12 protein-coding genes are annotated in these 20,131 nt (G+C 67.8%); all 12 read right to left on the bottom strand.

Translation table 11 applies throughout. The annotated features are described in order from the left end of the window. Positions 1 to 82: 82 nt before the first annotated feature. The 12 genes from JYG34_RS03455 to JYG34_RS03400 all read right to left on the bottom strand — a co-directional run bounded on the left by JYG34_RS03455 (position 83) and on the right by JYG34_RS03400 (position 20,119). Positions 83 to 1,579, bottom strand: coding sequence for a TolC family protein (locus JYG34_RS03455; protein ID WP_213659494.1), 1,497 nt, complete (start codon positions 1,577 to 1,579; stop codon positions 83 to 85). Between the two features lie 62 nt (positions 1,580 to 1,641). After that, entirely contained in the window at positions 1,642 to 9,024 is a 7,383-nt protein-coding gene (locus JYG34_RS03450) for an Ig-like domain-containing protein (protein WP_249746212.1), read from the bottom strand. Between the two features lie 138 nt (positions 9,025 to 9,162). Then, entirely contained in the window at positions 9,163 to 9,753 is a 591-nt protein-coding gene (locus tag JYG34_RS03445; protein ID WP_213659493.1) for a phage tail protein, read from the bottom strand. A gap of 75 nt (positions 9,754 to 9,828) precedes the next feature. Then, entirely contained in the window at positions 9,829 to 10,137 is a 309-nt protein-coding gene (locus tag JYG34_RS03440; RefSeq protein WP_213659492.1) for a DUF6916 family protein, read from the bottom strand. Positions 10,138 to 10,149: 12 nt separating this feature from the next. Then, on the bottom strand, positions 10,150 to 10,644 hold the full coding sequence (locus tag JYG34_RS03435) for a GNAT family N-acetyltransferase (protein WP_213659491.1): 495 nt from the start codon (positions 10,642 to 10,644) through the stop codon (positions 10,150 to 10,152). A gap of 175 nt (positions 10,645 to 10,819) precedes the next feature. Further along, complete coding sequence (locus JYG34_RS03430; RefSeq protein WP_213659490.1) at positions 10,820 to 11,803, bottom strand: sulfotransferase; 984 nt, start codon at positions 11,801 to 11,803, stop codon at positions 10,820 to 10,822. Further along, on the bottom strand, positions 11,791 to 12,591 hold the full coding sequence (locus JYG34_RS03425) for an aspartyl/asparaginyl beta-hydroxylase domain-containing protein (RefSeq protein ID WP_213659489.1): 801 nt from the start codon (positions 12,589 to 12,591) through the stop codon (positions 11,791 to 11,793). Before JYG34_RS03425 ends, JYG34_RS03430 begins: the two co-directional genes overlap by 13 nt. Positions 12,592 to 12,797: 206 nt before the next feature. Beyond that, entirely contained in the window at positions 12,798 to 14,894 is a 2,097-nt protein-coding gene (locus JYG34_RS03420) for an HlyD family efflux transporter periplasmic adaptor subunit (RefSeq protein WP_213659488.1), read from the bottom strand. Next, positions 14,891 to 16,207, bottom strand: coding sequence for an efflux RND transporter periplasmic adaptor subunit (locus tag JYG34_RS03415; protein WP_213659487.1), 1,317 nt, complete (start codon positions 16,205 to 16,207; stop codon positions 14,891 to 14,893). The genes JYG34_RS03420 and JYG34_RS03415 overlap by 4 nt, the downstream gene beginning before the upstream one ends. Next, positions 16,204 to 16,986, bottom strand: coding sequence for an efflux RND transporter periplasmic adaptor subunit (locus JYG34_RS03410; RefSeq protein WP_213659486.1), 783 nt, complete (start codon positions 16,984 to 16,986; stop codon positions 16,204 to 16,206). Before JYG34_RS03410 ends, JYG34_RS03415 begins: the two co-directional genes overlap by 4 nt. Before the next feature lie 266 nt (positions 16,987 to 17,252). Next, entirely contained in the window at positions 17,253 to 18,647 is a 1,395-nt protein-coding gene (gene gabP / locus JYG34_RS03405) for a GABA permease (RefSeq protein ID WP_213659485.1), read from the bottom strand. A 425-nt stretch (positions 18,648 to 19,072) separates the two neighbouring features. Then, positions 19,073 to 20,119 (bottom strand): magnesium transporter CorA family protein, encoded by a 1,047-nt coding sequence (locus tag JYG34_RS03400; protein ID WP_249746211.1) that lies wholly within the window; start codon positions 20,117 to 20,119, stop codon positions 19,073 to 19,075. Positions 20,120 to 20,131 lie beyond the last annotated feature (12 nt).

Here is a 20,131-nt window from a genome sequence, read left to right as displayed (position 1 = left end):
GCAAACAACGCGGTGTCCGCCACCCGCTTTGCGGGTGATCGCGGCTAAAGCCGCTCCTACAGAGGTTTGTGTTGGTTTGCGTTCAGGAACCGGGGGTGATGTCGCCGCGTTGCCAGCGCGCTTCGTTGTTGCCCAGGGCCTGGGCGATGTCGCTCAGCTCGTTGGAGGGCAGGCTTTGCGGCAGCGGGTCGAGGCCGGCGCTGGCGAACACCTGGCCGTAGCTGTTGCGCAGCTCGGCGTAGGCCAGGTCGCGGCGCAGGTCGGCCTGCAGGGCGTTCAGCTCGCCCTGGATCAGCTCCAGCTCACCGATGCCTTGCGCCTGGTGGCGGTTGCGCAACTGCTCGACGATCTGCTCGTCCAGCGCCACCAGTTGCTGGCTGGTGGCGAACTGGCGGCGGGCTTCGTTGTAGTTGGCGTTGGCCACGTACAGCTGGGCGAGGATGGCCATGGACATGGCCTGGCGGCGCGCCTCGACCACTTGCTCGCCGGCCTTGGCCACGTCGATGGAGGCCGGCCCGGAGAGCACGTTGAACAGGTTCCAGGTCACCTTCACGCCGTAGTCGGCCCAGTGCTGGTTGATCAGGAAGCTGTTGCTGTCGTAGTGCCCGCCCGCCGAGAACTCGAGGCCCGGCAGCATGCGCAGCATCGACTTGCGCACTTCGGCGGCGCTGATGCGTGCCTGGTAATCCTGCTCGCGCAATTCGGGGCGGGTGGCCAGGGCGTGCTGCTCCAGCGTTTCCAGCCCCACCTTGAGCTCCGGCACGCTGTAGTCGTCGGTGGCGGCCAGGGTCAGTTCGGTGCCGGGCGGCAGGTTGATCAGCGCGCCCAGCTCGGTCTTGGCCAGGGACAGGGCGCGGCGTTGTTCTTCCAGTTGCCGGGTGGCTTCGATCAGCGCGCGCTGGTAGCTCAGCGCCTGGATCGGGTCGCCGATGCGCTGGTCGCCCAGGCGCTGGCTGTTGTCGCGGGCCTGCTCGACCCGGGCCATCAGGGTGTCGATCTGCTTGAGCAGGCGTTCGGCGGCCACCGCGCGCCAGTAGGCCGAGCGCACGTCCTGGATGATGGTCTGCACCACCTTGCGCCGGCGTTCCTGGACGATCAGGCGCTGGTCACCCTGCTGCTTGGCGCTGACGTAGCTGACACCGAAGTCGAGCACGTTCCACACCATGGTCAGGTCGGCGACGTCGCGGTCGCGGTCCTGGGAGGTCGAAGGTTCCAGGGACTGGGTGTTGGTCAGCACGCTGCGGCTGCTCGAGGCGCTGACGTTGCTGCGCCCGGCGTAGCCGGCCGACAGCGCCATGCGCGGCAGCATGTCGAAGGTGGCCAGGTCGACCTGGCGCTGGGCCAGGGCTTCCTCCATGACCTTCAGGCGCGCCTCCAGGTTGTACTTCACCGCCCGGGCCATGGCCTGGTGCAGGGTCAGCGGGCCTTGCAGCGCCTCCTGGCCCTTGAACATGTTGGCCAGGTCCGCCCTTGCCCGCTGTTCGCTGACGCTGCGGTCGATGGGCTGGGTCTTGACCGCGCACCCCGTCACTGCCAGCGCCAGCATGCTTACCGCGAAAATCCTCGATGCTTTGCTCATCCCTGTCCGCCCCCTTGGTACGGCACTGCCTTTCTTCTAATGGTTTGCTCGCGTCCGTGGGCTCATGCCTGCGGCGCGGGTACCTCGACCTGCCCCAGCGCCTGGGCCAGTTGCCTGGCCTGGCGCTGCTCCCCCTCCCGGAAGGCCTGCAACTGCTGCCCCAGGGTCGGCGCCCCGCTCAACCCCTTGCCTGCGGCCGAGAGCAGCTTGCTCCCGGCCAGGTCGGACGGGCCGCCTTCATCCGGCAGCGTCTTGTCGAACAGATTGGCCAGGCTGCTGGCACCGAACACGTTGGCGTCGCCGCCACCGAAGCCCAGGAAGCCGACCCCCGAACCGTTGCCGATGCCACTGCCGCCCTGCTGCCCGGCGAACACCTGGGCCAGGTAGCTGGGCGCCAATGCACCGTCCTTGATGAAGATATTGCCCAGCGGCGGCAGGCCTGCGCCCGCGCTCGATACCTCGAACAGCGGCTGTGGCAGCAACGGCGACTGGTACGGCGCGGTGACCGGTATCGGCGTCGACACCAGCGGCGTGCCCGGGCTGGTCGGTAGCGAGTGCGCCGGTGGATAGGCGCGGAACTCCGGGTCGCCGTCGTTGGATTGCAGGGCCACGCCTTGCCCGGTGAAACCACCCACCAGGGCATTGCCGGCGCTGTCGGTGATGCCGGTGCCACTGGCCTTGAGCGCCAGGGCCAGGCTGCCGGCGCCGGCCACGCCGCTGACGTTGACCTGCCAGGTGCGGCCGTCGAGGCGCGTCAGCGACTGCAGGGTGCCGGTGGCGTTGCCGTTGCTCACCAACTGGAAGTCGTTGAGGTCGACGCTGTTGACGTTCTCGCTGAAGGTCACGGTGAACGACTGGCTGCCGGGCGTTGGCGTGGGGTTGGCGACGATCGAGGCCACTGTCGGCGGGGTGCCATCGACGGTCACGCCGCGGGTGTCGCCGACATTGTTCAGGCCCGGTGTCAGGGCATTGCCGGCGGCATCGCGCAGGGTCGCGCCGTTGGCCGACAGGCCCAGCACCTGGACGCCGTCGCTGTCGTTGTCGCCGGCCTGGATCTGGTACTGGAACACCAGCGTCGGGGTGCCGGAGCCGGCCACGAACTCGGCGTACACGGTGCGCCCGCCGACATCCAGGGCCAGGCGCGGCACGCCATCGACCACCACGGCTTCGCTGGTGTTGACCACGAAGGTGAGCACATCGCCGGTGTTGTAGGGCACGCCCACCGGCACGCTGACGCTGCCCACCGTGGGCGCATCGCGGTCGATGCTGTACACCGCGCCAGTAAGGCCGCCGACCAGGGCATTGCCGGCCACGTCAGTGATGCCCGTGGCGCTGGCTTTCAGGTTCACCCCCAGGGTGCCGGTGCCGCTGACGCCGCCGACGGTGACCACGTACACGCCACCGCCCAGCGCTTGCAGGCCGGTCAATGTGCCGTTGGCCGAGCCACTGGTGGCCAGGCTGAAGTCGCTCAGGTCGACACCGTTGACCCGCTCGCTGAAGGTCACCGTGAAGCGCACGCTCTGGGCGTTGCTCGGCGACGGGTCGAGGGTGACGATGCCGACCGCCGTCGGTGCCTGGGTGTCGACCAGCACCTGGCGGGTGTCGGCCACGCCGTTGAGGGTCAGGTTCATGGCGTTGCCCGCGGCGTCGGTCAGGGTCGCGCCGTTGGCGCTGAGCCCGGTCACGGTGACGCCGTCGCTGTCGTTGTCGCCGGGCTGGACGGTGTACTGGAACACCAGGGTGGTGGTGCCCGCCCCGGCCACCAGGTCGGCGAACACCGTGTGCCCGCCAATGTCCAGGGCCAGGCGCGGCGAACCGGCCACTTGCACCGCCTCGCTGGCGTTGACCACGAACACCAGGGTGTCGCCGGCGTTGTAGGCGACGCCCGCCGGGCCACCGACACTGGTCACGCTGGGCACGCGGCTGTCGATGGCGTAGTTGTTGGAGTCGGTGCTGCCCACCCCGGCGTTGCCGGAGGCCGCGCCGACCACGCCGGTGTTGTCCAGGGTGATCAGGTTGCTGGCGTCCTCGACATTGCCGGTGGGCGTGAGGGTCGCGGTCCAGGTGATGCCGCCATCGCTGCTGCTCAACCCGCTCAGGGTGCCGTTGGCCACGCTCAAGTCGGCGAGGGTGAAGCCGCTCACCGCTTCGCTGAAGGTGATGGTCACCAGGCTCGACTGGCCGGCGCGCAGGGCGCTGTCGGCGACCACGACGGTGGCCGTGGGGGCGACGGTGTCGACCGTGTAGTTGGCCGACGAGGTGGTGCCAACGCCGGCATTGCCGGCCAGGTCGCTGATACCGGTGTTGTTCAGGGTGATGACGTTGCTGAGGTCCCGCACCCCGGCGGTGGGGGTGAAGGTCGCGGTCCAGGTGATGCCGCCGTCGCTGCTGCTCACCGCGCTCAGGGTGCCATTGGCCACCGTCAGGTCGGCGTTGGTGAAACCGGTCACCGCCTCGCTGAAGGTGAAGGTCACCGTGGTGGTCTCGCCCACGCTCAGGTTGGGGTCGGCGATGACGATGGTGGCGGTCGGGCGCTGGCTGTCGACGGCGTAGTTGTTCGAGTCGGTGGTGCCGGTGCCGGCGTTGCCGGCGATGTCCGTCACGCCGCTGTTGTCCAGGGTGATCAGGTTGCTGGTGTCGGTGATGCCCGCGGCCGGGGTCAGGGTCGCGGTCCAGGTGATGCCACCGTCGCTGCTGCTCACCGCGCTCAGGGTGCCATTGGCGATCGTCAGGTCGGCGTTGGTGAAGCCGCTCACCGCCTCGCTGAAGGTGATGGTCACCAGTGACGTCTGGCCGATCGCCAGGTTGCTGTCGGCCACCACGATGGTCGCGGTCGGGCGCTGGGTGTCGATGGCGTAGTTGTTCGAGCTGGTGGTGCCGGAGCCGGCATTGCCGCTGCTCGCGCCGACCACGCCGCTGTTGTCGAGGGTGATCAGGTTGCTGCTGTCGGTGATGTTGCCGGTCGGGGTGAAGGTGGCGGTCCAGGTGATGCCGCCATCGCTGCTGGACACCGCGCTCAAGGTGCCGTTGGCGACGGTCAGGTCGGCATTGGTGAAGCCGGTCACCGCCTCGCTGAAGGTGAAGGTCACCAGGCTGGTGTCACCCACGCGCAGGGCCGGGTTGCTCACCACCACCGTCGCCGTGGGCTGCAGTGTGCTGACGGTGTAGTTGGCCGAGCTGGTGGTGCCGGCGCCGGCGTTGCCGGCCAGGTCGGCCACCCCGGTGTTGCTCAGGGTGATGACGTTGGTGGCGTCCTGCACGTTGATCGTCGGGGTGAAGGTGGCCGTCCAGGTGATACCGCCGTCGCTGCTGGACAACCCGCTCAGGGCACCGTTCGGCGCCGTCAGGTCGGCCAGGGTGAAGCCGCTCACCGCTTCGCTGAAGGTGATGGTCACCGTGGTGGTTTCGCCCACGGTCAGGTTGCTGTCGGCCAGCACGATGGTCGCGGTCGGGCGCACGGTATCGATGGCGTAGTTGTTCGAGTCGGTGGTGCCGCTGCCGGCGTTGCCGGCCAGGTCGGTCACGCCGGTGTTGTCCAGGGTGATCAGGTTGCTGGTGTCGGCGATGTTGCTGGTGGGGGTGAAGGTGGCGGTCCAGGTGATGCCGCCGTCGCTGCTGGACACCGCGCTCAAGGTGCCGTTGGCGATGGTCAGGTCGGCATTGGTGAAGCCGCTCACCGCCTCGCTGAAGGTCACGGTCACCAGCGACGTCTGGCCGATGGCCAGGCTGCTGTTGGCGACCACGACGGTGGCGGTCGGGCGCACGGTGTCGATGGCGTAGTTGTTCGAGTTGGTGGTGCCGGCGCCGGCGTTGCCAACGCTATCGGTTACCCCGGTGTTGTCCAGGGTGATGACGTTGGTCGCGTCGGTGATGGCGCTGGCCGGGGTGAAGGTGGCGGTCCAGGTGATGCCGCCATCGCTGCTGGACACCGCGCTCAAGGTGCCGTTGGCCACGGTCAGGTCGGCATTGGTGAAGCCGGTCACCGCCTCGCTGAAGGTGATGGTCACCTGCGACGTCTCGCCGATCCTCAGGTTGCTGTCGGCGACCACGATGGTCGCGGTCGGGCGCTGGGTGTCGATGGCGTAGTTGTTCGAGTTGGTGCTGCCGGTGCCGGCGTTGCCGGCGATATCGGTCACGCCGGTGTTGTCCAGGGTGATCAGGTTGCTGCTGTCGGTGATGTTGCCGGTGGGGGTGAAGGTGGCCGTCCAGGTGATGCCACCGTCGCTGCTGGACACCGCGCTCAGGGTGCCGTTGGCCACGCTCAGGTCGGCGTTGGTGAAACCGGTCACGGCCTCGCTGAAGGTGATGGTCACCAGCGAGGTTTCACCGACGGCCAGGTTGCTGTCGGTGACCACGATGGTCGCCGTCGGGCGCACCGTGTCGATGCTGTAGTTGGCCGAGCTGGTGGTGCCGGCGCCGGCGTTGCCGGCCAGGTCGGTGACGCCCGCGTTGTTCAGGGTGATGACGTTGCTGGCGTTGCTGATGTTGTTGGTCGGGGTGAAGAGGGCGGTCCAGGTCTTGCCGCCATCAGCGCTGGATACCGCGCTCAGGGTGCCGTTGGCCACGGTCAGGTCGGCGTTGGTGAAGCCGCTCACCACCTCGCTGAAAGTGATGGTCACCGTCGCGGTCTCGCCCACTTTCAGGGCCGTGTCGCTGAGGGTGATGGTGGCGGTGGGCGGGACGGTTTCGTGGATGGCCACCGACACCGACGCCGCGCTCGAGGTGCCGCCGTCGCCATCGTTGACCGTGACCGACAGGGTGCGGGTGGCCTGGCCGATGCTGTTGGCAGCATTGCTGTTGTCGTAGGTGAGGTTGCGCACCACGGCCTGGACCGCCGCGGCCGTGGCGCTGCTGTTGAACGTCAGCACCAGGTTGGCGCCGCCCGTGCCCCCGGTGTAGGTGCCGATGGCCACGCCGCCGTAGCTCACCGTGTTGCCACTGACGCCGATCTGCCCGGCGCCATTGCCCTGGTGGCGGATGCCCAGCACATCTTCGCTGGCGACGCCGTTGGCGCTGACCGCCACGGTCAGGTTGCCGCCGGCGAAGTCGGCCGAGTCGCTGTCGGTGACCGTGGCATTGCTGCCGCTGTCGAGCAGCACGGCGCCAGCGCCTTGGCTGAAGGTCTGGCTGTCGCCGTTGAGGTTGGCGATCACCGGCGCGGCATTGGCCGGCTGGACCACCACCGAAGCGGTGCGGGTGGTGCTGCCCATGTCGTCGTTGACGCTGACCGTCACGCTGCGGGTGCCGCTGGTGTAGGCCCCGGTGCTGTTGCCGTAGGCCACCACGGCAAGGATCGAGCGGTACTGGGCCAGTGTGGCCACGCCACTGAGCGACAGCACCGTGGTGCCGGAGCCGCTGATGGTGATGCCGTAGCTGGCCGCCGTGGCGATCTGCCCGGCGCTGAGCGACAGGGTTTCGTTGCCGCCGTCGAGCACGCCACCGAGGGTGAGGGTCGCGCCGCTGACCTGGGTGTCGCCGTCGGTCTGGGTGAGGCTGATGTTCGGCACGATGGCCACCGGGCTGCCGGTGAAGTTGACCGTGCTGTCGTTGCCGCCGCTGCCGGTGTCCAGGTCGACCACCGGGGGCGCCGAGTACAGCACCTCGTAGGCGCCGATGTCGACACCCGCGCCACGGGGCCGGTCGAAGCCGCGCAGGTCGGTGAGCGGCGCGCCGGCGAGGGTGCCCTGGTCGATGGCGTTGCTGGCGGTGCTGGCCAGGCGGTAGTCGCCGGTGGCGGTGTTGACGAAGTTGACCGAGGCGCCGATCAGGTTGGTGGTGCTGGTGTAGCCGCCGCCGACGCCGCCATTGGTGGCCGCATCGAGCTGGGTGCCGTTCACGGTGTTGCCGGTGAAGATGCTGTTCTGCACCGTCACCGTGCCGGCCTGGCCGCTGGCCCAACCGAGGCCGCCCGAGGTGATGCTGCCGGTGCTGGTGTTGAGGAACACGTTGTTGGCCACGGTGCTGTTGGTGATGCGCACCGTGCCGCCGCTGTTGCTGAGCACGATGATCGAGCCGGCCGCCACCGTGCCGGTGGCGCCGTAGGTGCCGGTGTTGTTGTAGATGGCGACGTTTTCCAGCACATGGTTGTTGGCGCCGCCCAGGCGCACCAGGGTCGACATGGCGGTGCCGCCGACGATGCTGGCGCTGTTGTCGTGGATCGTGGTGTTGCGCACCACCACCGTGGAGCCCGCCGTGGTCGCCGAGTTGATCACCGTGCCGGCGTTGCTTTCGAAGTTGGAGTCCTCGACGGTGATCGAACCGCCGGCGGCACGGATCGCGCCGCCGGCGATGTTGCTGGAGAAATGGCGGAAATCCAGGTTGCGCACGGTCAGCACGCCACCGCCGTTGCTTTGCAGGCCCGAGGCTTCGAGGACATCGCGGACGCCGTTGTCGTTGGCGTCGCCGCTCAAGATGATGTCGCCTTTGCCATCGCCGTCGACATCGCCGTTGATGGTGATGTTGCTGGTCACGGCCAGCGCCGTGGCCGACGTCCAGCGGATGGTCTCGCCCTTCAGGTTCTGGTGGAACACGATGATGTCATTGCCGCTGCCTGCGGCGGAGCCGTCCACCGAGGTGTCGGTGTTCGCGGCCTGGATGGCTTCGGCCAGGGTCACCCCGCCATCGCCATCGGCGATGAGCGAAGCGTTCTTGCTGGTGACGGTGATGGTCGCCAGCGAGGTGCTGAACCCCGACAGGTCGCCGCGCTGCACGCCCACGCCGCTGGCCACCACGCCGGAGACGGTCTCCAGCGCCCAGTCCTCGCCGGCGCGGTTGCCGGTGGAATCGGACGAGGCACCCACATCGGCACCGCTGAGCCGCGCCACTTCGTTGACGAACAGCTGGCCGTCGCTGCCGGCGCCGGTGTTGCAGGCGAAGAAACGGATGTCGCCGCCCGGCGCCAGGCTGGCGCCGATGCGCGCGAGGTCCGCGCCATGGCTGGCCAGCTGGTTGGCCCAGATGGCGTTGCCGGCCAGGTAGACATAACCCTTGTCGCCGTGGCTGATGATGTCGACCGAGGTGACGTCGCTGCGGCCGTTGAGGTAGTCGGCGATCTGCTTGAATCCGTCCTTGCCGTTCTCCAGCACCACCACCTCGACCCCGGCGGGCAGGCCGGCGATGAGCTTCTGGTAGTCGCTGACGGCGGAGTCGACGAACACCACTTCGTGGTTGCCCGAGGCCGCCGTGACTGGCGCGGTGGCTGGTGCCGCCTCGTGGGCCGCTTCGTGGGTGGCGCTGTCGCGGCTGCCGGCCGCGTCGCTGGCGGCGCTGGTGTCCTTGGCCACGCTGGCGGCCGCGGCGGCTTCGACCGCCTGGGCGCCTTGGTCGGCGACCACGCCCACCGAGGCGTCGAACATCATGCGCGGCTCCAGGGCCTGGATGAGTCTGGGCCGGCTCGTGGAAACGTTGTGGGTGTGGGTGTCCTTGCCGCGTTTCCAGAATGCCATGATGCCCTCGCTCAGCCCTGGGGCTGGTTATGCTTGCCATCCTTGCGAATGAGGACGGCCTGTCCTTGTTGATAAATCCTGAACGGACGACGGGGCGCCAATGTGCGCCCCGCAGTCCTGCCGGCTGGTTGCCCGGCCTCAGTTACGGGTCGGGAAGACCCCTTCGAGCGCGATGATGAAGTTGATGCCCAGGTAAGGGCTCTGGTTGGTGAACGGTTGGTTGCTCCCCAGGACCGACACCTTGCTGGCCGGGACAGTGATGTTGAATGGCTTGAGCGTGGTGTCGGTGGCCGTGGCGGTGTAGATCTTGATCTCAGGCCCAGAGCCTGTGGTGTCGACCGACTTGGCCAGCACCGCACCGGTCGAAGGCGTATCCAGTTCGGCGGTGCCGGTGGTGGCCGGGATGGCGACCGAGACCGTTGCGGCAGGGATGTTCAAGGTCTGCGGCACCATGTTCGACAGCGTCAGGGTGGTCGATGTCGTCCCTCCCACCTCGCCCAGCAGGATGTTGTTCGTCCCCGTCCCTTGACCCGTATGGACCGGGGCACGGCCACGCAGGTCAGGCAGCGCGAACGTGCTCTGGCCGTTACCTCCGTAGGTGGTGCCCAGGATCGCGAACAATGCAGCGTTCTGGTTGATGCCTAGAATCTGCCCGTTGCACAGGGCCCAGCCCCGAGGGGCGAAGTTGCCTGCGAACAAGGTGATCTGTCCAACGAATGGCTCACTCATCTACTGCTCTCCTATGACAACACTGCAAGGGCGGGCCGCCTGGCCCGTGGGAAATGACACGCACGCCAGACGCCTTCAGAGCGGCCGTTCGACGTGAAAAATCGCCTCCAGCACCAGCCGCCCCTCGGTATCGGGGCCCACCGGGGTCATCATCAGCAGCCAACCCTCCTCGCCCGGTGGCGACAGACGGAACACCGCCTGCGGCAGCATCGTACCGGCCGGCAGGGCGAACTCCGCCGCATAGCGCTGGTGGCGTGGCGACATGGCCTGGCCCTCGGTCACGGCCAGCAATTGCGCCTCGAGCGCCTGCTCGTCGCTGACCCACAGCTGGAAGTGGCTGCCGGTGGCCTGTTGCAGTTCGTCGAACGTGGGCATGGCATGCATGGAGCTGATCCTTCAGGCACGAATGGCGGTGGTGAGCGCCGCTCGGCGCATTTTCAGGGAGAGGCCGGTTTCGCCGACGACCTCGAACCCGAGGCGCTGGTAGAGCTGCAAGGCCGGGTTGTGAGGGGTGACGTGCAGGCCGGCGCTGAGCCCGTCGGCATCGGCTTGCGCCAGCCACTGGCCGAGCAACCGGCTGCCGATACCGCGGCCGCACCAGGCGGGCAACAGGGCCATGTCGATGAACTGCACGTGGCTGTCGGTCCAGTGCAGGTAGGCACGGCCGACGGGCTCGCCCGCCACTTCGATGACGAAGAAGTCGGCGCCGGCGAACTGGGCTTGGTAATAGTCGTGCTGGGCTTGGAACTGCTGGTCGAGGAACGCATCGATGGCGGCCTGGGGCCACGGCAGCAGGGCCATTTCGGCGGCACGGGTGGTGCCATAGAGTGTGCGCAGGAACGCCCGGTCGGCGTCCACGATGGGACGGAGGTTCACCTCGGGGATGGACATCGGGTATGGCTTCCCTGCGTAAGGTTACCCCATGGTGAGGGGCGCACATCCAAGTGAATTGTCCTACACAATCTGCAGCAGCGTAGCCGAAGAGCAAGGCAAATAGCCACTACCCGAACAGGGTCTTTTCAACTTTTTTCTCAAACACCCGTTCGAGGTAGTTTGACGCCATTTCCTAGACGTTTCGCAACCGTATGGATTCCAACGCGTTGTAAGGTGCCTGGGCCCAACGGCTGACCGCAACCCGTAATTCGTCGCTGGCCTCCTCGCGCTTGCGCTGGCTGTCGGCGCTGAAGTTCATGGCCGGCTGCTTGGCGTCGAAGGCCGCGACGGCGCGCAGGTCCGCCACATCGCCGGGCTGGATGCCGAACAGTGGCCCGAGGCGTCCCCAGGCGGCGTCGGGCAATTCGCTGTAGTTCACGGCGATGGCGCCGTGGCGTTCGCACAACGCTAGGCCAGCCGTGAGAATTTCGCCAATCATCCGGCAGGTGTATTCCACCGTGTCCATGGCTTGGGGGGCGGGCAGCAAGCTGTCCAGGCCTGTAGCGCCGAGCAGCCCCGGTACCCGGTGCATGCCCGCCTGGCGCAGTTGCGAGACGACGATTTCCAGCGGGTCGCGGTAGAGGAACACCCGGGGCGCGTCGGGATACAGCGCCGTCAGCAGTGGCGCGTCAAAGATGTTCCAGGCATCGAGCTTGATCAGCAGTTGCCGTTCATCCCCCCGACGGCGCTGGCCGTAGGCCGAGCAGAGGGCGCGCAAGGCGTCGGCTTGCCAGGCCGCTGCGGCCGGGTCCTGGCGTGCGGCGCGCAGCAAATTGTCCAGCGGCGGGGGCTCGGACAGCACGATGTTGCGGGCCTGGCTGGCCAGCAGTTGGGCGACCAGGGTCGAACCGCAGCGCGAGGCGTGGAACACCAAGGTCGTGGGGCTCAGGCCAGGGCTGCGGGCATGCCAGTCGAGCAAGGCCTGGACGTCGGTTTCGCGGCGCATGGCCTGGTTGAACGGCAGGCGCAGCGCCAGGTCGACATCGTCGCGGAAGAATGGCCGGGTCAGGCGCCGCTCGCCAAACCAGCACCAGTCCACCCGCCAGCCGGCGTCGCCTTGCCAGAGGCGGATGGGCAGCCAGCCCTGGAAGTCCAGCGGGGTGTTCATGCTCGCCATTGATCGCTCCATGCCTGCTTGCCCCGGCGCATGGCGGCCAGGACCTCTGCGTCGGAAAATATCTGCCCTTGCTCGGCGCCCAATCGCACGGCTTCGGCGACGAATGCCCGAGGGTCCTCCAATGCCTGCAGGCGTGCGGCCAATGCCGGCAACTCGGCCAGTTGCTGGCAAAACCGTTCGAATGCCTGCTCCGCCCTGCCCGGCTGCAAGGTTGGCGTGCGCGCCAGACCTTCCTCGATCAATGCCAGCAGCCAAGGGTCGGCCGTGCAGTCGAGCACCAGGTGGATGCGTTCGCCGGGGCCGGGGTTGTTGACGCGATGAGGTCGCGACAGGTCGATGAACCAGCACTCGCCCGGGCGCATCGGCACTTGCAGGCCGTCCACCAGGAACTCAACGCCGGGCGGGCTGAGCAGCGGGATGTGCAGGCGCAGGCAGCCGCCAGGGCGGCCCAGGTCGGGGTCGCGGTGTTCGTGGATCCTGGCGCCTTCGCCCAGGCGCAGCAGGCGGGCGGCGCGCAGCGAGGCCTGGAATGGCGCCAGCACCGTTTGCCAGGCTGTTTCGCCCTGCCACCAGGTCAGGTTCTTTGGCGCGCCCTGGCCCGGGGCCAGCGGTAGCGGCGCATCCTCGGCGGTGACCAGCGCCACCCCGCTCCAGTCGCCTTCGTGGTAGCTGTGGTTGAAATGCGTCTGCCAGGCTTCGGCGGGGACCTGGGCCAGGGCCGGTAGCAACGCTGGCAGGTCGATTGCCAGGGGGAGCTGGGAACATAGCGGTAGCGGGGCTTCGGTCATGGGTGTTCCTTGTGGTGGGTTCGTCCTGGAAAACAGCCCTTCTAGGTTTTGCTCGTGTATTGCAGCGCACTGGAGATCGAGCGCCGCCTGCGCGGCGCATCGCGGATGAATCCGCTCCTACAATCGGTTGCAACGTGCCACACCTGCGTGACAACACCGCCTGGCCTGTAGGAGCGGATTCATCCGCGATGCGGCGCTCGGCCCCCCTAAAAACCACTCTCACGCACCCCCAGCGCCGCCAACCGCCGCCAGGCGGCCCCCAACAACGACTCCCGGGCACCCTCGAGCACCACCACCCCACGCACCGGCTGGCCCACATCTGCCACCTCGGCCAACGGGCTCAAGCGCACACCGTACTGGGCCTGCACCGGCTCCGCGCGTTGCTGGCCATCACGCCGCACGGCCACCGGCCCATGGCGGTCGGAGGCCAACGCTTCCAGCTCCAGCACCGTCACCCCGGTGGCGTCCACCTGCTCCACCCGCACCGGCACTGCCGGCCGCGCCGGGTCATCGGCGATAAATCGCCCTTCGCTGCCGGCCGCCACCCGCCACAGGTCGGCCTCGGCCAGGTAACCCCGCAGGCGCACGCCCGGCTCGACAATCCGCCCCAGGGTCTGGGCCGGGCTGACCCACTGGCCGGGCACAAGGTCCGGCGGCAGGTCGCGCAGTACCCCGTTGCGCGGCGCGCGCAGTTGCAGGCGTTCACGCTGGGCCGTCAGGCCACGGTATTCGGCCACGGCTTCGGCCAGTTGCTGTTCAAGCACACCGGCATCACCCGCCGTCTCGCTGCGCCCGGCCTGACGGCGCAACAGCAGCTGCAGGATGTCGATCTCGCGGCGCACGATGGACTGGCGCGACGCCAGGTCGGGCGACTCCAGCTCCAGCAGCAAAGTCCCCTGGCCAACCCTCTGCCCCTCGCGCACCAGCAGGCTTTTCACCCGTGCCGCCACCGGCGCGTGCAAGGCACTGACGCGGGACGCCTCGAGCATCGCCGGCACGTCCACCGCGCCGCGCCAGGGCACCACCAGCACGGCCAGCAGCAGCGCCAGCCCGGCTGCGACCCGCAAGGTCTTGCCCGGCGCCGCCTGGCCACGGCGCAGCCACCACTGCTGTAGCTCCTTCCACACCGGCAACCCGATGAACCACACCAGCTCCACCAGCATCAGGAAGATGCCCAGCACCTTGAAGAACAGGTGATACACCGCCAGGGCGATACCGAAGAACAGCACCGCGCGCCATAGCCAGGCGCCATAACCCCACACCAGCAGGCGGCGGCGCATGACGGCAGGCCAGGCTTCCGGGGCCGGTTCGCCATAGCCGAACAACGCTTCGCGCAGGCGCCAGCGGCACAGGGCGAAGGCGCGCTGCTGCAGGTTCTCGACGCCCCACAGGTCGCTGACCAGGAAGTAGCCGTCGAAGCGCATGAAGGGGTTGAGGTTGACCAGCAGCGTGGTGATCCAGGTGGCGCTGGCCAGCATGAACGCCGCCGTGCGTGCCGGGCCATCAGGTAGCAGCGACCAGGCCAGCAGCGCCAGCACCGCCAGCACCAGCTCGGCGAACACCCCACCGGCGTCGATCAGCAGCCGTGAACGCCGGTCACGGACCCGCCAGGCATCGCTGACATCGGTGTAGAACATCGGCAGCAGCACCATGAACGCCAGGCCCATGCTCTGCACCCGGCAGCCGGCGCGCTTGGCCATGAAGGCATGGCCGAACTCGTGGCACAGCTTGGCGAACCCCAGCGCCACGCCAAAGGCAAGGATGCCCCCCAGGCTGAACAGGTGCGGGAAGGTGGCGATGAAACGTGACCAGTCGCGGATCACCAGGAACACGCCCAGCGCCAGCACCAGCGGCAGGGCGATGCGCAGCAGCCAGCCGCCATGGCGTTCTAGCAGCGGCCAGGCGCGGTTGAGGAACGCGTCCGGGCGCCACAGCGGAATACGAAAGAACAGGTACTGATGCAGCACGCGCGTCCACAGGCTCTGCCGGGTGGCGGCGGCCTTGGTCGCATAGCTGTCGCGCTGGCGGGCGTCCTCGGCGCTGATCAGGTCATGCTGGCCGAGGAACAGGAGCAGCTCTTCCAGGGCCTGCCCATCGACGGCCTGGCCGGGCTCGGCGTTGGCGGCGGCCAGCACCCGTTGCGGGTCGCCCAACCGCCAGTGCTGCAATAGCCGCACGGCGGCGGCGCCTAGCTTGAAGTAGCGCCCGCGCAGCGGGTCGGCCAGGGTCCATTGTGGCGCGCCGTCGTGGCCGGGCGCCGCCGCCGACAGCTGCAGGTCGGCTCGCAGCGGTGGCAGGCTCACAGCCCCAGCCCCTGGCGCAACGCCGCCAACGGCCGGCGTAGCAGGTAATAGACCAGCGGCGCGCGCTCGCCGTACAGCTTGGCGGTGCCGCGCAGGCCGATGCGCGGCGGCGTGTCATCGAAGCCTGCATCGAGGCGGTAGGCCAATTGCCCGGTGGCGGTGGCCTGGGCCTCGTAGGCGGCGCGTTCCAGGCGCGCGGCGTGGCGGTGCAGCGGGTCGCTGTCGAGGAACAGCGCCACTTCGGCGCCAGGTTGCAAGGCGATGGCGTCGCCCACCGGCAGTTCCATGCGCAACTCGGCCATCTGCGGGTCGGCCAATTGCATCAGGCGCTCGCCGGTCTGTACCGGTTTGCCCATCCAGCGCTCGGCATCGGCGAATACCGCGATCCCGGCGCGTTCGGCGCGGATCTCGCTGCGCCCCAGAAGCTGGCGGGCGTAATCGAGCTCGGCGCGTTTCTGCTCCACACGGGCGGCCAGCAGATCGAGCCGGGCGTTGGATTCGGCATCGCTGAACGCCCGTTGGGTACTGGCCTTGAGCTCGGCCTCGGCCACCCCCAGGGCGCGCTCGGCGACATCGGCCTGGGCCTTGAGGGTGGTGGCGTCGAAACGCACCAGCACATCGCCCGTGGCGACCGTCTGGTTGGGCTTGACCAGGAACTCGGCGATCACCCCGTCCAGCGGCGCGGCGACCACACGCCCCGCGCGCGGCACGACTTCGGCCGGCGCCAGCACCGATTGGCGCACCGGCACCAGCAGCACCAGCAGCAACGCCCCCGCCACTGCCAGCAGGCGCCGCCTTGGCCAGCGCAGGCGCCAGGGCCGGGTCGGGCGCAAGGCCAGCCAGGCATGGGCGTAGGTGTCCCCCAACTGGTTCAGCAAAGCCTGTTCGGCGGGGTTGAACGCCTGGTCGCGGGCCAGCCACAGGGCACCGAAGGCTTCGCCCTGGCGATCGAGCAGCGGCAACCAATAAGCGTGGGCGGCCGACAGCGACTGCCAGTCGGCCAGGGCCTGGGCGTCCAGCCGAGCGGGGTCGACGACGCCAGCCTGGCCCGCCACGCCTGCGGCCTGCAAGGTGTGGGCGGCGCGCTCGACGAATGCCACGAACGGCGCATGGGGCTCCACCACGCTGATGCCGGTCAGGGCCTGGACCTTGCCGGCGATCAGCAGGGCGGCATGGCGAAAGCCGAACAACGCCTGGCCATCGTTGACCATGGCGTAGGCCAGTTGCTCGCTGCTGGCGGCCTGCCGGGCCTGGCGTTGCAAACCGAGGAACAGTGCGAAGGCGTGCTCGGCCACGCCCGCCGCGACGGTCATGGCTGTTCCGGGAAGTGGGCGGTGCCGCTCATGCCGGCCAGCAGCCCCTGACTGTCGCGGGGCAGCTCGCCGATCAGTTGCAGGGTCTGGCTGCCCTCGTCGATCCGCGCGCCCACGCGCTTGACCTGGGCCTGCAGGGGCTTGCCGGTTTCATCGGGGACGAACTCGAACGGCTGGCCGGGCTTGAGCCGCCCCAACCAGCGTGAGGGCACCAGCAGGTGGATTTCCAGCGAGCGGTTGTCCACCACCTCGATCAACGGCGAACCGCTGGGCACGCTTTCATGGGGCTGGGCCCGGCGCTGCACCACCCGCCCGTCGAACGGCGCGCTGACCACGCAGCGCTTGATCTGCACCTGGTACACCTGGGCTTCGGCCTGGGCCTGGGCCTGCTTGGCCTCGGCCAGCGACACTTCGAACTGGCCGACCGACTTCAGCGCGGCCAGCTGGCGGTTGTGCCGGAGTTCTTCACTGGCGGCGCGCACGGCGGCCTGGGCGGCGTTTAGCTGGGCTTGATAGGCACTGCAGTCGAAGCGCGCCAGGGTGCTGCCCTGCTTGAAGTCCTGGCCGTCGGCGTAGGGCATCTCGACGATGCGCCCGGCCAGTTCGCTGGACAGCACCGCCTGGTCGCGGGCACGCAGCACGCCACGGGGGTTCTGCCCGCTGCTGGCGGTTGTGGTGGAAGGGGCGTCGAGCAAGGGGTCGACCGGCGCTTCGCCGGCCTGCGCCAGCGGCAGGTGCAACAGACCCAGGGTCAAAGCCAAACGGAAACCGCGAAGCATGTTGCGCACTCCCTTGCGAGCTAGTGGCGGGAGTGTAAGACAAAAAATGATGGCACGGATATATCACGCGGATGAAGATCCGGGGGCCGTCTGGGGTGGCGAAAGCCTTGTGGCGCATCGCGGATGAATCCGCTCCTACAGGGCCAGGCGTAGGCACGTTGCAACGACTGTAGGAGCGGATTCATCCGCGATGCGCCGCACAGGCGGCGCTCGATCCCATAGGCGCTGCAACGCTCCAATCGAACACCTAAAACGCCAAAGAGCCTTCACCCCAACGACCGCGCCCCCACCGCCCGGCGCGCCTGGCCCCGGGTGGTGACGATACCCAGGAACGAGATGACGATCGCCAGGCTCAGCGTCGCGGTCACCTCGGCCCGGTGCTCTTCGGTGAACAGCATCACCCCCAGGGCGCAGCTGATGAACACGATCACCGCCCAGGTCAGCCAGGGGAACAGCCACATGCGGAACTTGAGGTTGGCGTTCTCCCGCTCGAGCCTCGCACGCATGCGCAGTTGCGAGATGGCGATCACCAGGTACACCAGCAAGGCGATGGCCCCGGAGCTGGCCAGCAGGAATTCGAACACCCCCTTGGGCGCGAAGTAGTTGAGGATGGCGATGCCCGCGCCGATCAGGGTGCTGCCGAACACCGCCGCGCGCGGCACACCGACCTTCGACGTCTTGTTCAGCAACGCCGGCGCGTCACCACGCTTGGCCAGCGAGTACATCATCCGCGAGGCGATGTAGATCGACGAGTTCATGCAGCTGGTCACTGCGATCAGCACCACGAAATCGACCATCAGCGCGGCGTTGGGGATGTTCATGATTTCCAGCGCGCGCTGGTACGAGCCCACCACCGCCAGCTGCGGGTCGTTCCACGGCACCACCGAGATGATCACGAAGATCGACAGGATGTAGAAGGTGCTGATGCGCCAGATCACCGAGCGGGTGGCCTTGGCGATGTTGCGCGACGGGTCGCTGGACTCGGAGGCGGCGATGGTCACCGCCTCGGTGCCGATGAAGCTGAACATCACGGTGATGAACGCCCCCACCACCGCCGACCAGCCTTTGGGGGCGAAGCCACCCTGCTCGGCCATCAGCGTGCTCAGGCCGCTGACCTCGCGGTTGGGCAGCCAGCCCAACAGCGCGGCGAAGCCCAAGCCGATGAACCCGAGGATCGCGGTGACCTTGAGGATGGCGAACCAGAACTCGAACTCACCGTACTTGGCCACGCTGAACAGGTTGGTGCAGGCCAGCAGCAACACCGAGGCCAGGGCGAAGATCCAGCTGTCCACCTGGGGGAACCAGGCGTTGAGCACATGCCCCGCGGCCAGCGCCTCGATGGGGATCACCAGCACCCAGAACCACCAGTACAGCCAGCCGATGGTGTAGCCGGCCCAGCGGCCGATGGCTTGCTCGGCGTAGGTGGAGAACGAGCCGGTGTCGGGGTGCGCCACGGCCATTTCGCCGAGCATGCGCATGACCAGCACCACCAGGGTGCCGGCCACGAAGTAGGAGAGGATGGTGGCTGGCCCGGCCGCCGCGATGGCGTGCCCGGAACCGACGAAGAGCCCGGCGCCGATGATGCCGGCGATGGACAGCATGGTGACGTGACGCGGCTTGAAACCTTGGGCAAGGTTGCCATCGGATCCCACGGTGTTCATTGGTGTTGTTCTCTTTTTGCTGACACATGGAAGGGACGGGCAGGTGCGGGCGAAAGGGCTCCTCGATCAACGGTGGAGTACGTTGCGCACGCTCTGTTACGGCCTTCTCACGCGCCCGGGGCAACGCACCGTGAAGATGCGGGCTTCACTTTAAGCCGGGCGCGGCGCGAGCAAAATGCTCGAAAACGTCAGACAACGGTTCGATCACGACACCACGTGCCTATCCGCGTCAGTCAAGCCCCTCGGCATGCCTGGGAGCGTCAATCTCGGTCGCGGCGGTAATCCCAGTAGAAGTTCACCACCGCGAACGTCAGGATCGCGGAGACGATCATCAGGCCGATCTGCAGGTTGCTCATGGGGTTCTCCGGATTAACGATAAGTTTCCCTGGCCCGGCTAGGCCGGGCATCGTCAGCAAGGCTGGCTCCTACGGGTTACAGGTGCCTGTAGGAGCGGGTTTACCCGCGAAAGGGCCAGTGGGTGCTCCATCGCATTCGCGGGTAAACCCGCTCCCACAGGGCCGTGCCGAACCTGTCGGACTTGTCCCACGTCGATGGGCCAGACGCTTGAGCGCCAGCACCATGAGCACGCCCAGCAGCATCATCGCCAGCACCAGCAACGCGTAGGCCAGCCACCACGGCACGCCTGCGGTCATCATGCTGAACTCGGACATGCCACCGATGCTGGCGATCAGGTTCAGCGGCAGGAACACCACGTTGATCAGGGTGAGCTTGCGCAGGGTCTCGTTCATCGCGTTGTTGGCCAGGTTGCCGCGGGCGTCCATCAAGCCGGCGAATACCGTCGAGTAGATCTCCGCCTGTTTGTGGCACTGGTTGTTCTCGATCACCAGGTCGTCGATCAGCGCCAGCACCTCGGGGTTGAAGTGGCGCTTCTCGCCGTGGGCGCGCAGGCGCGAGAGCACCGCGCCGTTGCTGTGGATGGCGTTGATGTAGTGGATCAGGCTCTCGCTGAGGTTGAACATCTGCATCAGGTGGTGGTTTTCCAGCGACTGCTCGAAGCGCTGCTGCAGTTCGCGGGCGACCATCTTGATCACCTTCAGGTGCCCCAGGTAGTGGTGCAGGTTGTCCAGCAGGATGGCCAGCAGCACATCCATCGGATCGTGCAGCGCATGGCGTTGCCCGAGGCCGTCGAGCAATGAGTCATCCGGAGCGATCAGCACCAGGTGGCCGTCGACCATCAGCATGCCGAACGACGACACCTGGAAGGCGAAACTGTCGCCGCCGGTGTAGCTCTCCGGGCGCTTCCAGATCAGGAACAGGCCATCACGGTGCAGCTCCAGGCGCGAGACTTCGTCCGGGTCCAGCGCCGAGGCCAGGGCATGGGCGTCCAGGTGGAACCACGCCTGCAGCAGCTCGCGCTCGGCGCTGTCCGGTTCGACGAACAGCAGCACCTCGCAATCGAGCCCTTCGCGCTTGCGCAACTGGCCGTGGGCCAGGCTGTAGCTTTCGATCATGCCAGCACCTCG

This window comes from Pseudomonas entomophila (assembly GCF_018417595.1).
Lineage (GTDB): Bacteria > Pseudomonadota > Gammaproteobacteria > Pseudomonadales > Pseudomonadaceae > Aquipseudomonas > Aquipseudomonas entomophila_C.
This window is presented reverse-complemented; position numbering and strand designations above follow the sequence as displayed.

Bases quoted from the DNA above. Each gene is read 5' to 3' on its own strand.
- JYG34_RS03455 (WP_213659494.1), bottom strand. From the start codon at position 1,579: ATGAGCAAAGCATCGAGGATTTTCGCGGTAAGCATGCTGGCGCTGGCA.
- JYG34_RS03450 (WP_249746212.1), bottom strand. From the start codon at position 9,024: ATGGCATTCTGGAAACGCGGCAAGGACACCCACACCCACAACGTTTCC.
- JYG34_RS03445 (WP_213659493.1), bottom strand. From the start codon at position 9,753: ATGAGTGAGCCATTCGTTGGACAGATCACCTTGTTCGCAGGCAACTTC.
- JYG34_RS03440 (WP_213659492.1), bottom strand. From the start codon at position 10,137: ATGCATGCCATGCCCACGTTCGACGAACTGCAACAGGCCACCGGCAGC.
- JYG34_RS03435 (WP_213659491.1), bottom strand. From the start codon at position 10,644: ATGTCCATCCCCGAGGTGAACCTCCGTCCCATCGTGGACGCCGACCGG.
- JYG34_RS03430 (WP_213659490.1), bottom strand. From the start codon at position 11,803: ATGGCGAGCATGAACACCCCGCTGGACTTCCAGGGCTGGCTGCCCATC.
- JYG34_RS03425 (WP_213659489.1), bottom strand. From the start codon at position 12,591: ATGACCGAAGCCCCGCTACCGCTATGTTCCCAGCTCCCCCTGGCAATC.
- JYG34_RS03415 (WP_213659487.1), bottom strand. From the start codon at position 16,207: ATGACCGTCGCGGCGGGCGTGGCCGAGCACGCCTTCGCACTGTTCCTC.
- JYG34_RS03410 (WP_213659486.1), bottom strand. From the start codon at position 16,986: ATGCTTCGCGGTTTCCGTTTGGCTTTGACCCTGGGTCTGTTGCACCTG.
- gabP (WP_213659485.1), bottom strand. From the start codon at position 18,647: ATGAACACCGTGGGATCCGATGGCAACCTTGCCCAAGGTTTCAAGCCG.
- JYG34_RS03400 (WP_249746211.1), bottom strand. From the start codon at position 20,119: ATGATCGAAAGCTACAGCCTGGCCCACGGCCAGTTGCGCAAGCGCGAA.